This is a genomic window from Pseudomonas alliivorans, assembly GCF_017826695.1.
GTDB lineage: Bacteria > Pseudomonadota > Gammaproteobacteria > Pseudomonadales > Pseudomonadaceae > Aquipseudomonas > Aquipseudomonas alliivorans.
Window position 1 is genome coordinate 33,090 of sequence record NZ_JAFFZW010000016.1, and the last position, 15,873, is coordinate 48,962.

The 15,873-nt window shown below is 57.1% G+C and carries 8 protein-coding genes and 1 pseudogene; all 9 read left to right on the top strand.

Annotated features, from left to right (window positions below; genetic code table 11):
- Nucleotides 1–16: 16 nt before the first annotated feature.
- The 9 genes and pseudogenes from tssI to JTJ32_RS26965 all read left to right on the top strand — a co-directional run bounded on the left by tssI (nt 17) and on the right by JTJ32_RS26965 (nt 15,869).
- On the top strand, nt 17–2,059 hold the full coding sequence (gene tssI / locus JTJ32_RS25595; RefSeq protein WP_210043706.1) for a type VI secretion system Vgr family protein: 2,043 nt from the start codon (nt 17–19) through the stop codon (nt 2,057–2,059).
- On the top strand, nt 2,049–2,792 hold the full coding sequence (locus JTJ32_RS25600) for a DUF4123 domain-containing protein (protein WP_210043708.1): 744 nt from the start codon (nt 2,049–2,051) through the stop codon (nt 2,790–2,792). Before tssI ends, JTJ32_RS25600 begins: the two co-directional genes overlap by 11 nt.
- On the top strand, nt 2,789–7,642 hold the full coding sequence (locus JTJ32_RS25605; RefSeq protein WP_236059475.1) for an RHS repeat-associated core domain-containing protein: 4,854 nt from the start codon (nt 2,789–2,791) through the stop codon (nt 7,640–7,642). The genes JTJ32_RS25600 and JTJ32_RS25605 overlap by 4 nt, the downstream gene beginning before the upstream one ends.
- The gene (locus JTJ32_RS25610; RefSeq protein WP_210043709.1) at nt 7,639–8,046 is read left to right on the top strand and encodes a hypothetical protein; all 408 of its coding nucleotides are present in this window, start codon (nt 7,639–7,641) and stop codon (nt 8,044–8,046) included. The genes JTJ32_RS25605 and JTJ32_RS25610 overlap by 4 nt, the downstream gene beginning before the upstream one ends.
- A gap of 482 nt (nt 8,047–8,528) precedes the next feature.
- Nucleotides 8,529–9,517, top strand: a pseudogene (locus JTJ32_RS25615) (RHS repeat domain-containing protein); the annotation flags it as partial.
- 151 nt (nt 9,518–9,668) lie between these two features.
- Nucleotides 9,669–10,522, top strand: a protein-coding gene (locus tag JTJ32_RS25620; protein ID WP_210043711.1) for an IS5 family transposase whose coding sequence is annotated in 2 segments (ribosomal slippage) — nt 9,669–10,010 and nt 10,013–10,522 — 852 coding nt in all. Because the reading frame shifts where the segments join, the coding sequence is not laid out codon by codon here.
- A gap of 610 nt (nt 10,523–11,132) precedes the next feature.
- Nucleotides 11,133–12,668, top strand: coding sequence for an osmotic stress tolerance membrane protein RloB (gene rloB / locus JTJ32_RS25625; RefSeq protein ID WP_210043713.1), 1,536 nt, complete (start codon nt 11,133–11,135; stop codon nt 12,666–12,668).
- Entirely contained in the window at nt 12,665–13,648 is a 984-nt protein-coding gene (locus JTJ32_RS25630; protein WP_210043715.1) for an alpha-L-glutamate ligase-like protein, read from the top strand. Before rloB ends, JTJ32_RS25630 begins: the two co-directional genes overlap by 4 nt.
- Nucleotides 13,649–13,850: 202 nt before the next feature.
- Nucleotides 13,851–15,869 carry an FIST N-terminal domain-containing protein gene (locus tag JTJ32_RS26965; protein ID WP_210043718.1) on the top strand — a complete coding sequence of 673 codons (2,019 nt, stop codon included), beginning with the start codon at nt 13,851–13,853 and terminating at the stop codon, nt 15,867–15,869.
- Nucleotides 15,870–15,873: the final 4 nt, after the last annotated feature.

Genomic DNA, 15,873 nt, shown 5'->3' on the forward strand with positions numbered 1-15,873 from the left:
GCACGAGGAACAAGGGATGTTCGCGCCGGCCAATCAGACTCACTTCAGCCTGACCGTAGAAGGGCTTTCGAACGACCTTCAAGTGTTCGCCCTCACCGGCCGGGAAGCCATCAGCCAGCCATTCGCCTTCGAGGTAGAGCTGGTCAGTGAGCAACCGTCCCTGGACCTCGAAACGTTGCTGCACAAACCGGCCTTTCTGCAGCTCTCGCCTGACGGCAGCGGCATTCATGGCCAGATCTACCGCGCCGCCCAGGGCGATTCGGGCAAGCGACTGACCCGCTACGCCGTGACCCTGCGCCCGCAGTTGGCGTACCTGGCGCACCGCATCAACCAGCGCATCTTCCAGAACCTGAGCGTGCCGAAAATCATCGGCCAGGTCCTCGAAGAACACGGCATTCAGAGCAACGCCTACCAGTTCAAGGTCGGGGCAACGTACCCGGAGCGCGTTTACTGCGTTCAGTACGATGAATCGGACCTGCACTTCGTCCAGCGCCTGTGCGAGGAAGAAGGTATCCATTACCACTTCCAGCACAGCACCACCGGCCACACGCTGGTGTTCGGCGATGACCAGACGGTGTTCCCGAAACTCGCGCCCGTGGCTTATCAGCAGGACTCCGGCATGGTCGCCAGCGACCCAGTGATCAAGCGTTTCGACCTGCGCCTGGAGACCCGCACCAGCCGCACGACACGTCGCGACTACGATTTCGAAAAGCCGCGCATGACGCTGGAAAGCGAAAACCGTGGCGACGCACTGCCTGACCTCGAGGATTACGACTACCCCGGCCGTTTTGTAGACCGTGACCGGGGCAAGCACCTCGCCAAGCGAGCGCTGGAACGTCATCGCAACGACTACCAGTTGGTCGAAGGCAAGAGCGATCAGCCGTTGCTGGTCAGTGGCCACTTTCTGGCCCTGACCCAACACCCCAAGGCCAAATGGAACGACCTGTGGCTGCTCACTGAAATTCTGCACGAAGGTAAACAGCCGCAAGTACTGGAAGAGTCAGTCACCAGCGACACCACCGACCTGAAGGATGACTTCCATCAGGGCTACCGCAACCGTTTCCAGGCCACTCCGTGGGACGTACCCAACCGACCGCCTTTGAAACACCCCAAGCCGCGCATACTCGGTAGTCAGAGCGCAGTGGTTACCGGTCCTCAGGGCGAAGAGATCCACTGCGATCAGTACGGCCGCGTCAAAGTGCAGTTTCACTGGGACCGGGAAGGCCAGGCCGACGACAAGACCAGTTGCTGGCTGAGGGTCTCATCCGCCTGGGCTGGCGCGATGTACGGCGGCATTGCCATTCCGCGTATCGGCATGGAAGTGCTGGTGACCTTCCTTGAAGGCGACCCCGATCAGCCGCTGATCACTGGCTGCCTGTACCACAAGGAAAATGTCGTTCCGTACGACCTGCCGACAAACAAGACCCGCAGCACGTTCAAGACCCTCAGTTCACCGGGCGGCGGCGGTTACAACGAACTGCGCATCGAAGACAAGAAGGGTCAGGAGCAGATTTACCTGCACGCCCAGCGCGACTGGGATGAAAACGTCGAGCACGACCAGAAGATCCGCGTCGGCAACGAGCGCCACGACACGGTCGAGCAAAATAGTTACAGCGAATTCAAGGCCGAGGAACACCACACCGTCTATGCCGACCGCAAGGTCGAAGCCCGTGCCGACGATCACCTGACCGTAGCCGTCAACCAGCACGTCAAGATCGGCACCGGCCAGTTCATCGAAGCGGGCCAGGAAATCCACCTGAGCAGTGGCATGAAGGTGGTGCTTGAGGCCGGTAGCGAACTGACCCTCAAAGCAGGCGGCAGCTTCATCAAAATCGACGCCAGCGGCGTCACCCTGAGCGGCCCGGTGATCAACGTCAACACTGGCGGAAGCCCCGGCAGCGGCACCCCGGCAGCCCCGCTGATGCCAGGTCCGCTACAGCAGGCCGATGCCGACAAAGCCGGTGCGGTACTGACCCCGGCCCAGATCAACACCCTCAAACGCAATGCACCGTTCTGTGAAGAGTGCGAGAAGTGCAAGGACGGTGCCTGTGCAATCTGACCGCCTCACGCCACGAGACTGGCTGACGCAACAACCATTGCGCAAGGACGAACACCTGTACGTGGTCGTCAGCGCCGCCAGTGACGCCGAAGCGCTTAAAACCCTGCACATGACCGAGCCCGACGCCGGATTCATCCCGCTCTGGGGCGGCACGCCATATGACACCTGGCAACCGGTAATGCCCTACCTGAGCGAACTCAAGCCTCGATCAAGCTTCCTGACTTGGATAGCTGAAACCGATGCCGAAGACTGGGGCTGGCTGGCCGTTTCGACGCATCCACCGCAGGTGGTGTTCGAGCATCTCCGCAGCCTGACCCAAGTGAGGATGCCTGACGGGGCCGAGGTGTTTTTCCGGTTTTGGGATGGGCGGCATATTTATCCGATTTTGAGCGAACTCGGCGCAGAAGCGTCTGAGGTGGTTCCGGTTTTTGATCGTTATCTGATCAACGGACGAGCTTTGACAACCGGTCAGGGGGTCGTCGGTGATCCGATGCCGTTCCCTTGGTGGAGCGTGCCGGACGCACTGATTAAAAAGCTTGCGGGCGACGACCCCAACACCGTAATCGACAACATGATGCAGTGGCTGCAAGAAAATGAAGCCGAACTGTACTTCTCGTTTCCCGAATCCAATCTGCGGCAGAAAGTGGCGCGTTTCGTAAAGCGTACCTCGCTCACGGAAGAAAACTATACCGGGCTCTTGAAAGCCCACTTGGAGAATGAGGTGACCGTATGAACATTTCCATGGGTTCTATCGTCGGCAACCTGACAGCCGAACAACCCGATGCTCAGGTCATCATCAAGGATTTCAAGAAGTGCCTCGCGGACTACCGTGAACATGCCGAGGCCTGGTATGGCGGTATTCTGGATGCGGAACAGCAGTTTCAGGTAGGCGATGAAGTCGGCACCCAAGACAAGGACAGCAAGAGCAGCGCTGACCTGTATGCGACATGTCCGGCCAACGGCAAACTTAAGCTGGTGCACAGCTTCGAGTCCGCGCGTTTCGTACCGATCGGTAACACGCCCGTGCGACTTGTGCCTGTGGTCGACGGTTTAATCATGGGCAAAAATGAAGCTGGCGATCCTGTAAACGTGACCATTGGGCCCAGCGGCATCAAAGAAGTCACCGGCCTCAAGCCTAATCAGCAATACAAGATCACTTTTTACCCCAACCCGACACGTGCCCAGATCGACAGCCTGTTCAACTCATATCAGGGCGTTATCGGCGAACTGAGCGGCTGGCTGACCACCCAGTGGAGTACTGATTTTCTGCCGCTCTGGCAGGCCCATAGCAACGCCTCCATGGCCGGCCGTGCCATGCAGCAACTGGATTCGGCCTGGAAAGGTTTTCTCAAAGCCATCATGGGTTTGTGGGGGGATATCAAAAGTCTCTACAACCTGGTCGCCCATCCCCGGGAAAACTACGAAAAGCTGAAAAAGTTCTTCACCGAGGAAGAAATCAAACGCATCTACAACGCGTCCAAAGAAGCCATCCACACGGCATTGTTGATTGCCAGCGACGAGCCACTAATGTGGATCTATGTGGCTGCGATTGTAGCGTGGGTCAAGATGCTGCCGCCGCAGACCTGCACCGAAGTGCTCGCCGAGCTGACCACCGAAGTGCTGATGAACATCCTGATTGGCGTCGTGCTGACCGGTGGTATCGGCCTGACTGTAAGGGTTGCCACCAAGGCACTCAAGGCGACGCAAAACAGCGGCAAAGTCATGGCGATGATTGAAGACTTCACCTCCATGCTGATGAAGCTCAGCCGGAAAAACGCACAGGCTCACGCCGAAACCGCCAAGCCCCTGCTGCTGAATGCGGAGGCAAAGCTGAACCCTGCGCGCAAGACGGATGTCGCCATCGCGCCACCAAAACCGGCTGTCACGGCTACAGCGCCGAAGAAAAAGCCGCCCATTTCCGGCACGGTGGAACCGGACGCGCAGGTTCAGGCACGGGGCAAGAAGAAGAACGCGACAAAGGTCGAACAGAAAGAGCACGTCGACGACGCGCCTGCACAGTCGAAGAACCCGGCTGATGAACCTGCAGAACCCGCGAAGAAAACCTGCACCAACGGCGACCCTGTTTCAATGGTCACAGGGGAAGAGCTTCTGACCCTCACCGACGGTGAGCTCGGCGGACTCTTGAATCTCGAATGGACACGCCTTTACCGGACGAGCGCGGTCGAAATTGATAGCCGTCTGGGCTACGGATGGAGCCATTCGCTCTCTCACCGCCTGCAACTGGACGATGAGGGCGTGCTCTGGACTGACAACGAGAATCGTCAGACCCGCTTCCCGATGCCGACCGAACGGCGTCCGGCCATTACCAACAGCCTGGCCAGTGCAGCGATTTTTGTAGGTGATGCTCCAGGCGAACTGATTCTGACCCAAGCGGGACAAAAGCCGCGCTTCTATCATTTCCGCGCCGGTCGGCTGACAACCATCAGCGATGCCTACGATAACCAGCTACATATCGAATACGACCTCGTTGATCGCATCCAGCGTATCGACAACGGAGCAGGACGCTCACTGCTGTTGCGTTACAACGACCGGCACATCGCCTCGGTCGAGTACCAGCAACAACGTCCGGAATATGACGAGCAAGGCAAGCGGCAGGATCCATGGCTGACAGTACAGACCCTCGTCACCTACCACTACAACGAGCAACATCAACTGGTCCGCGCCACAAACACAGCCGGTGAAAGCGAGCACTATCGTTACAATGATCAGCACGTCATTCTCGAACGGCAGTTGGCCGGTGGTGCCAGCTTCCATTGGGAATGGGAGCGCGAAGGCAAGGCCTCACGCTGCGTGCGTCAATGGGCCAACTACTCGCAGATGGACATACGCTACGTCTGGGATGACAACGGCACAGCCACAGTCATCAATGCTGACGGCAGCGAACAGGTCTACGTGCATGACACCAATGCCCGGCTGGTCAGCCAGACCGATCCTGATGGCGCAAAAATACAGAAAATCTACGACGAACAAGGTCGTCTGATTGCAGAAAAAGATGCACTCGACGCAGTCACTGAATACCGCTACAACGATGCCGGACGCCTGATCGCTCTCATCCCTTCTGAAGGACTTCCAACCTATTACGGCTATTTCGACGGCCAACTGATCAGCGTTGAACGCGGCGAAGCGCGATGGAAATACGACCGCAATCGTCAAGGCGACATCACCCTTCAGATCGATCCGGACGGCAACGAAACTCATTACAGCTACGACCTGCACGGCCGCCTGCTGGAAATCCGTCACCCCGACGGCAGTCGCCACACACTGGGCTGGAACGGCCTTGGTCAGCTGCTTGAAGAGCGTCTGCCTGATGGCGGCCAGCGCAAATACCGTTACGACGCGCTGGGTCGGCAAATCACTCGTCAGGAAGAAACCGGCGCCATCACCCACTACCAGTGGGACGCAGCCAATCGTCTGGCACAAATCACCCTGCCCGGTGGCGCCACCCGCGCGTTCACCTACAACGCCTATGGCAAAGTCACTGCCGAGCGCGACGAACTGGGCCGCATCACCCGCTACGAATACGCCGACAAATTGCATCTGGTCAGCCGCCGCATCAACCCGGATGGCAGCCAGCTGCGTTATCGCTACGACAATGCCCGCCTGCTGCTCACCGAGATCGAAAACGAGCGCGGCGAGCACTATCACCTCGATTACTACAGCAATGGCCTGATCCAGCGGGAAACCGGCTTCGACGGCCGCAGTACCGCCTATGAATACGACCTCAACGGCCAGTTGCTGAAAAAAACCGAGTTCGGCGACGACGGCAGCGAACTCGTCACCGAGTACCAGCGTGACAGTGCTGGCCGTCTGCTGGTCAAAACCTTGGCCGACGGCAGCGTGATCCATTACCGCTACGACGCCCTCGGCCGTCTGGTCAGCGTCGACGACGGTCACTGGCCCCTTGCTTACGAATATGATCTGCAAGACCGCCTGATCACCGAGCATCAGGGTTGGGGCACCACTCGCTACGAGTACGACGCGCTTGGACAATTGAGCCATTGCCGCCTGCCTGACGGCAGCAAACTCGATTACCACCACCAGCGCGGCGGCCAGCTCGGCAGCATTGACCTCAACGGCTCGCGCCTGACCACGCACCAGTTCAGCGCCGGTCGCGAGCAACAGCGCCAGCAAGGTCTGCTGCTCAGTCAGTATCAGTACGATGATCAGGGTCGCCTTCAGGCCCACAGCGTCAGCCAGCAGGACCGCCACCTGTTCCACCGCCACTACGCGTACGACGCAAGCGGCAACCTGGCAGGCGTCAACGACAGTCGAAAAGGCAACCGCAGTTTCCACTACGACCCGCTGGATCGCCTGATCAGCGTGCGCGGCAGTACCCCGGAAAGCTTCGCCCACGACCCCGCAGGCAACCTCCTCGGCCAAGGCGACCAACCGGCCGCCAACCTGGCCAACGTCAAAGGCAACCGCCTGCTCATGCAGGGCGACCGACACTACGACTACGACGCCTACGGCAACCAGATCCGCGAGCGACGCGGCACCGGCCAGAAACTCGTCACCGAATACCGCTACGACTGCCAGCACCGCCTGATCGGCGTCAGCCTGCCGGGCGGCAGCACCGCGTCCTACAAATACGACGCCTTTGGTCGCCGCATCGAAAAGACCGTCGATGGCCACACCACCGAATTCCTGTGGCAAGGCGAACGGCTCATCGCCGAAAGCGCAACCAACCGATATCGCACTTACATCTACGAGCCGGGCACCTTCCGCCCCTTGGCAATGCTCGACGGCGAAGGTCCACTGAAGGCCCAGCCGTTCTACTACCAGCTTGACCACCTCGGCACCCCACAGGAACTCACCGATTACAGCGGCGAGATCATGTGGTCGGCCAAATACCGGGCTTACGGCAACCTCGCGACCCTCGACATCGCAGAAATCGACAACCCTTTGCGCTTCCAGGGTCAGTACTTCGATGCCGAGACAGGCCTACACTACAACCGCCATCGCTATTACAATCCGGGCACTGGACGGTTCCTGACACCGGACCCGATCAAGCTTGCGGGTGGGTTGAACAACTACCAGTACGTGCCTAACCCTACGGGGTGGGTGGATCCGTTGGGGTTAACAGGGAAATGCCCAAGTGCTGAGACCTGCTCTCTACCAGTAGCCGCAGAGAATCCGGCTAGAGATGCTCACGTTAATCACATTGAACCAACGGTTCCTATGCCTTCCGGTGTGGGCGGTACAGGAGCCCATTATGACAAGGTGAACGGGCAAGGTTTGTACGTTTTGAAAGACGAGGCCGGAAATGTAAAATATGTCGGCCGCGGCGATGCTCCTGCAAGGGTCGCCAAACACGCCGACACAGAAGGAAAGGACGATCTGGTAAGTCAAATACTTTGGGACAACAATCTAAGTAAGGCTCAGGCAAAAGGGTTGGAGCAACTGATCATAGATTTATATGGTGGTGCTAAAAGCCAGAATGCTCGCACGCCGCTACTTAACGAGATACGCTCTTACCGTCCTGAAAACCCGAACGCCCCACTCTACAAAGCGGCGGGCAGCGATGAATTGTTTAATGAAACCCTAAGGAGACTCGGGCAATGAAGAATAAAAAAACAACAGTTGGTGATGTAGTACTGATACCTGTCAAAGATGGCTTTAAAGCCGCTAAAATCCTATATGTTTCAGATCGATATAAAGATACTATTCTGCTGGGAATATTTAAAGGCTTGCTTTCTGAAAAAAAAATGCCGGAACAGCTACCCGAGAGCATTGATCTATTACTTTACACATCAAAGGTACCTATTCAGAAACAACGCTGGCACTTTGTTGGACATGAAGAATTAAGAGACTCTCAAAAGAATCTAGATTTGAGAGTGGTCGCAGGAGATCTTTGGAAGGGTGATACTCATTTGGGCTCAGCGTCTGCTGAAGACAGAATTAATCTACCGGAAATGCTAGTCATGGGTGCAGGTCTCGTTGAAAAAAAAGCGGACGCGCTTAATTAAATTGCGCACAACAACCACCAGTTAAAACAATGGCATCAACCACAACTTTGCATTTTCAATGCTATCTGCAGGCGAACTATATAGCATTTCTGATAAGTCATTTTTTCGAAATCTTGACCGAGGACACTTTAAACTTATCACCAATAACAATACACTAGCACCATACAACTTCTTGCAGTAATCCTGCAAGGACATAGAGGCGGCAAAGTTTCTTGCACAAAGTGCTTGGACGAGCTGCAGGCAATACATCAACCATGCTGGTCATGGGTGGGAGGTTTCTTATCTGTCAACTCTACCTGAGCGACCACATGGAGCATGATAAAAAACAAGGGCGATAATTCCTTTTTCCAAAGTAAAAATATAACTAGCAATAATTGAAATTTATGATGACGAAGATTGGGGATCGGTAGATCCAAGGGATTGGACAACATAAAAATATTAAAGAGCTTATGCTAAATTAATTAAATAGCTCTGACGTTTAGAAAGAACGTAAGCAGGGTCTGTTGCTCAGCCAGTATTAGTACGATGACTAGGGTCGCCTTCAGGCCCACAGTGTCAGCCAGCAGGACCGCCACCTGTTCCATCGCCACTACGCGTACGACGCAAACGGCAATCTGGCAGGCGTCAACGACAGTCGAAAAGGCAATCGCAGCTTCCACTACGACCCGCTGGATCGCCTGATCAGCGTGCGCGGCAGCACCCCTGAAAGTTTCGCCCACGACCCGGCCGGCAACCTGCTCGCCCAGAACGACCTGCCAGTCGCCAACCTGGCCAACGTCAAAGGCAACCGCCTGCTCATGCAGGGCGACCGGCACTACGACTACGACGCCTACGGCAACCAGATCCGCGAGCGACGCGGCACCGGCCAGAAACTCGTCACCGAATACCGCTACGACTGCCAGCACCGCCTGATCGGCGTCAGCCTGCCGGGCGGCAGCACCGCGTCCTACAAATACGACGCCTTTGGTCGCCGCATCGAAAAGACCGTCGATGGCCACACCACCGAATTCCTGTGGCAAGGCGAACGCCTGATCGCCGAAAGCGCGACCAACCGATATCGCACCTATATCTACGAACCGGGCACCTTCCGCCCCTTGGCCATGCTTGACGGCGAAGGTCCACTGAAGGCCCAGCCGTTCTACTACCAGCTTGACCACCTCGGCACCCCACAGGAACTCACCGATTACAGCGGCGAGATCATGTGGTCGGCCAAATACCGCGCTTACGGCAACCTCGCGACCCTCGATATCGCAGAATCGACAACCCGCTGCGCTTCCAGGGTCAGTACTTCGATGCCGAGACAGGCCTACACTACAACCGCCATCGCTATTACAATCCGGGCACTGGACGGTTTCTGACGCCCGACCCGATCAAGCTTGCGGGTGGGTTGAACAACTATCAGTACGTGCCTAACCCTACGGGGTGGGTGGATCCGCTGGGGTTGGAAACAATACCGGTAAGCTGTCCAGGTGGCCTTAGCTGTAAGCCTACCAAGTCCTTAGAGGAACTGGTTCCTGGGGGAAGTGTCCCTAGGCTCTGTACGAAATCATCTGAAACTCATTTGAACCCAGCAAGCGTCGGGAGTCAGTAAAGTCCGCGTACATCAACGGCAGGAGCCCACGATGGCCAAACGGTACGAACTCCCCGACGCAGCCTGGGATTTGGTTGCAGACATCTTCAGTGAACCCCGCCGTAACGGACGCCCACGGGCAGATGATCGGCTGATGCTTAACGGTGTGCTCTGGGTGCTCTGCTCGGGTGCTGCCTGGCGCGACATGCCCGAACGCTTCGGCCCATGGTCAACGGTTTATCAACGCTTTCGTGACTGGCGCAATCGCGGGACGTTCGACCAGATGCTCAAGCGGCTCCACATCAAGCTGAACGAGCAAGGGTTAATTGATCTGGAGACCTGGATGATTGACTCCACGGCGGTACGCGCAACCCGGGCCTCTTCTGGTGCTGGGAAAAAAAGGGGCCTGAAGAACCGCAAGACCACGCCCTCGGTCGAAGCCGGGGCGGCCTGACAACGAAGATCCATATGCTGTGCGACGCCAATGGCGTACCGCTAAACTTTCTACTGTCAGGTGGGCAAGCCAGCGACATCAGCTATGCGCAACCGCTGCTGGATAACGCTTACATCCCGAGTTTGCGCGGTCGTCCCCGCAAGCGCTGTCGCTGGTTGCTGGCTGATAAGGGCTATGACGCCGAAGCGTTGCGTCGCTACTGCGACCGTTACCGGATGCAGCCGGTAATCCCGCTACGCACGATGAAGCGCAAACCTAAACCGGGATTACCGAGACTTTTTGATCGGCCCAAGTACCGGCAGCGCAATATCATCGAGCGCATGTTCGGCTGGTTGAAGGAGAACCGTCGCATCGTTACGCGCTTCGACAAACTCGCAAAAAGTTATGCGGCAATGGTCTCACTGGCTTGTGCCATGCGGTGTTTGAGACAGTACTTTTCGTACAGAGCCTAACAACGAAACATGCTCGGCATAACACCGTTCGCGGCACATGAGCTCAAGCCGATCGACGATCTGCTGCACATGTACGGTTAAGCGATTAAGGCGCTTCCCCCGTACTGATCCTCCTCCAGAGGCCACGCTAAAATTGCCTCCACCCCCAGCAGATAGAGGTATCCAAGCCTGCGGAAATAGCAATATGCTACCCGCCACGAAGGAATCAAATTTCCGAGTCATGCTTATTCAATGGATGGAATTCAATGCATGCTGGACGCTAAAGCCCCCACCACTACTCTGCCTGAAGGCACCTCCGCTGATTGCCGGATGCATAGCCCCGTCGGGCGTGATCAGCCCTGCCGTTCAGACTTTGATCGGAGTGTTGCCTGTCCTGATCTGTACACGTCAAGAGCGTGCCATCCCGCTTTGCACCTATCAAAACGTTCTTCGCAGAAATCGACAGCGGAAACTGGCTGTTTAACTATCCGGCCAATCCTGCTTGAGATGCCAGCACACGATTGCTTGTCTGGCCAGCCGTACACCCCGCTGAAGACGATGGTTTGCTTACACCGCCTTAGTACTTCGATTTCAACACTCACCTCGTCATCGCTCAACGCAGAGTAAAGCCATGCGCGCTACCTCACTCCACCTGAAATTTCTGATCGCTATTCTGACCCTGTTGGGGATCGGGATTACGGCCTATCAGATTGCCGTTCTCGGCATCCCGATGACTCAGAATGAAACCGATCATCTCTGGAACATTGATGCCAAGGTCGAGTTTCAGGCCAATGTCGGCGACGCGATCAAGGTCCAGATGTTCTTGCCTTCGCTGGCATCGGACTACGTAAACCTCAACGAAAGCTTCATTTCCAGGAACTATGGCGTGAGCGTCAATGTGGTGGACGGCAATCGCAAGGCGACCTGGTCATCGCGTCGGGCCAAGGGGACTCAGGAGCTGTATTACCGGCTGGTGCTGACCGAGCGATATCGTGGAGAGAAGCCCAAGGAAAAAGGACCGATCTATCGCGACAGTCTGCCGGTTGCGGGTGCAGAGAAAATCGCGGCGGAGGCTCTGGTGGCACCGATCCGTCGGCATTCCGCCGACGTCGAAACCTTCATGAGTGAGGCCATCAAGCGCGTCAACGATACGGGTAACGATGACGCGAGGTTCCTGCTGGCGGGCAATACGTCGGTAGAGAAAAAAGCGCAAATCACTGAGTTGCTCCTCTCGCTCGCACATGTTCCGATGGAAAGAGTCCACACGATCCGACTGGTGGCCGATCAGCCGCAAACGCCCGAACTCTGGCTGCGCAGTTTCAATGGCAAGAAGTGGCTGTACTTCAACCCGGAGACGGGCCAGGTCGGGTTACCGGATGACAGGCTGTTGTGGTGGATCGGTAACGAAGGCCTGATCACCGTCGATGGCGGAAAGAACGCAACGGTAAGCTTCAGCCTGAACAACAGCGAAATGAATGCCATGCAGTTGGCCAAGATGGCGGATGCAAGCGCAGAGAACGGTTTCCTGTCCTACTCGTTGTACGGCCTGCCGCTGGAGACTCAGAAAACATTCATGATCATGATTGTGATACCGGTCGGCGTGCTGGTGATTCTGCTGTTGCGCAACCTGATCGGGCTTCAGACGCTGGGAACGTTCACCCCGGTGCTCATCGCGCTGGCGTTCAGGGAAACCCAACTCGACTTTGGCATTCTGCTGTTCACGGGCATCACCGCATTGGGCCTGATGCTTCGCTCTTATCTTGAACACCTGAAACTGCAGATGCTGCCTCGCCTGTCTGTAGTGCTGACCTTCGTCGTGATATTGATTGCCGCGGTCAGTCTGCTCAGCCACAAGCTGGGTCTGGAGCGCGGGCTTTCGGTGGCACTCTTTCCGATGGTGATTTTGACGATGACCATCGAGCGCCTGTCCATTACCTGGGAGGAAAACGGCGGCGGGCACGCCCTGAAAGTTGCAATCGGCACCCTCTTCGCCGCGTCGCTGGCGCACATCATCATGAGCGTGCCGGAGCTGGTCTACTTCGTCTTTACCTTCCCGGCCGTGCTGTTGGTCCTGACCGGCTTCATGCTGGCGATGGGGCGCTATCGTGGCTATCGCCTGACAGAGCTGGTCGAGCTGAAAGCGTTCGTGGAGAGAAAAGCCCAATGACCGGCCTGTGGAAAATTCGCAAGGCCTTGAACGCGTGGGGCATACCGGGCATCAATCGACGCGATCTCGACTATGAGCTCAAGTACAACAAGCGCGGTCTCGGCAAGTTGGTCAACGACAAGATCATTACCAAGGAACGAGCAACGCAGGCAGGCCTTGAAATGCCGCAGACCTATGGCGTCATAACCATTGAGAGAGAGATCAGGAAGCTTGGCCAGATTGTCGACGGGCACAGTGACTTTGTCATCAAACCTGCCCGGGGCAGTGGCGGAACAGGCATTCTGGTTATCACCGAACGCTTCGAAGACCGTTATCGAACGCTGTCCGGACAGATCGTCACCCACGCGGACATTGAGGACCATGTTTCAGACATCCTCGGCGGCGCCTATTCGCCGGGCGACCAGGATCGTGCGCTGATCGAATACCGGGTTATCCCGGATGATGTCTTTCAAGGCTTCAGCGATGACGGAGTTCCCGATATTCGCGTTACCGTGTTGCTGGGCTACCCCGTAATGGCCATGCTGCGTATCCCTACACGGCAATCGGCCGGCTGGGCCAGTCGGCAGCCGGATGCCATCGGTGTCGGGATCGACCTCGCGTCAGGCATGACCCTGAGAGGTACATGGCTCAAAGACATTGGCAAGCCTCTGGATAAGACTGATGTTGTCGAAGGCTTCCGGCTGCCGGCCTGGAACGGCTTCATGAAGCTTGCTGCCAGGTGCCATGAGCTTTGTGGGCTGGGTTACATCGAAGTGGACATGATGCTGGATCAGTATCTCGGGCCGCTGGTCATCGAAATCAATGCCCGACCCGACCTGGGTGTACAGATTGCCAATGAATGTGGTCTGGCCCATCGAGCCGAGGGGGTGGAGGCTCGCATCAAGGAACTGGCCCGAGGCGGCGCTGCTGATACTCCGGAGCAACGAGTGCTGTTCGCGCAGAAATTCCTGGGGAAGAGCAGCGCCGATGCACTGCGCTAAAGGCCGGTATCGCTGCAAAGACACGTCTGGGCGCTTCCATAAACGGATTCGACCCGCGAGCAGAAAACCACCCATCCAAAATCCCGACCATTCGGACAGTTTTTCACCCCTCAGCCCTACCGCAATCCCCCTTCCAGCCGATGAAACAGGATCTGACCGCATCCCCTGCGGCCTCCGCTTCCTACCTTCTTCGGACTCAATCATGAGCTTTCTATCCCGTCTCCGGACCACCGCCACACGGACCGGCGGCGTTCTCAGTGTCATTACCTCTGCCCGCGAGCTGAGTGCAAAACTCTCGGCCATGAGTTTCGACCCGGTTTACCTCACCGGTTTTGTCTCGCCGCATGTCGATTTCGATCAAGTTGCGCAGTCTGTGGCGGCGCGTTTTCCGAATGCAAAAATCAGCTTGTGCACAACGTCGGGCGAGTTGTGTTCGAGCAACGATTCGCTGTATTGCGCAGCCGACAATCGATGGGACCGGATCGTGCTGGCGCTCTTCGACGCCAGTGTGATCAAGAGTGCCGAAGTGGTGCATATTCCGTTGCACAGTGAGGACATTCGCGGCTCGGGCAAGCGGCTTTCCATGCGTGAGCGTATCGCGCGGCTGACCGATTCGATCAAGCGCACACAAGTGAGCACGCCTATCGATCATCGCGACACGCTGGCCTATGTCACGTTCGACGGGTTGTCGGCGTCGGAATCGTTTTTCATGGAAGCGCTGTACGAGTCCGGGCGCTTTCCATGCCTGTTCGTAGGCGGGTCTGCCGGTGGCAAGGGCGACTTTCAGAAAACGCTGATTCACGACGGCAAGCGCAGTTACGAGAACCATGCTCAGGTGGTGTTCCTCAAGAGCGCGAAGAACGTGCGCTTCGGAGTTTTCAAAAGCCAGAACTTCGAACCGACGTCACTGAGCCTGAGTGTGCTGACCGCGTCGCTGGAAGAGCGTTACATCAGCCAGGTGGTCAACGCGCGTGGTGAGATCAGCACCATGGTGGCGGCGCTGTGCGAGGCGTTGCACTGCGAGCGGCGTGATCTGGAAAGCAAGCTGGCGCAGTATTCGTTCGCCATCCGGGTGGGCGAGGAACTGTTCGTGCGTTCCATCGCGCGCATTGATTACGAAAGCGAGCGGGTCCACCTGTTCTGCGACGTAGCGCCAGGCGAAGAACTGGTGATGGTCAAGCGAACGTCGATGATCGACAGCACGCGCAAGGATTTCGCCCGCTTCCTGCAGGGCAAGTCCGGCAAGCCATTGCTGGGCTTGTTGAGCGACTGCATCCTGCGCCGCCTGAACAATGGAAGCGAACTGGGCCGCATGAACGACGTCTTCGGCGATACGCCTGTCGTTGGCTTCTCGACCTTCGGGGAAATCCTCGGCCTGAACCTCAATCAGACGCTGACCGCCGTGTTCTTTTTCAAGGTGCCTGAAGGCCAGTCGTTCCGCGACGAGTACATCGATAACTTCATCGCCTACTACGGCGAGTTCAAGGCGTTCTTTCTGCGTCGGCAGATCAAGAAACTGGCGGGCCTGAGCCATGTGGTGGTCAAGCAGATCGATCAGTTCAAGCAGCGCAATTTCGTCCAGTCCATCGACCCAAGCGGTCTGGATGAACAGATTCGTCCGGTGTTCAGCGGCCTGAGCGATCTGGGCGATGTGCTGGTCAAAGCTCACCAGGATCAGGAAGAAATTGCCGGGCAGTTGCGTCACTACTCAGGCGAGTTGCACGTCTCGATGGATGAGCTGACTCAAACGATTACGCATCAGGAAAAAGTCATCGACAAGGCTGGCGATACCGTCAAAAGCCTGGTCAATCAGGCCGACGAAGTCGTGTCAGGTTCGCGGGAACTGGCCAGGTCCAGCCTGCGCATTCAGTCGGTGGTGCAGACGATTCAACAGATCGCCGGACAGACCAATCTGCTGGCGCTCAACGCCGCCATCGAAGCCGCACGCGCAGGCGAAATGGGACGTGGCTTTGCAGTCGTGGCCGACGAGGTTCGTCAACTGGCGCAAAAGACGTCGCAGAACGCCAACGACATCGGCACCGATATCGAGCGTCTGGCGGAAGAGATTCGCAAGGTTGCGCAACACATCGAAGAGCAGTCGGCAGAGGTCGGCACGCTGACGGGCCTGTTGAGCGAGCTGGAAGGATCGAGCGACATGACGGCGGGAACATCACAGCGCACCCGCCAGTTGGCGGATACCTTGGTGGGACTGACTCAGTAGCGAA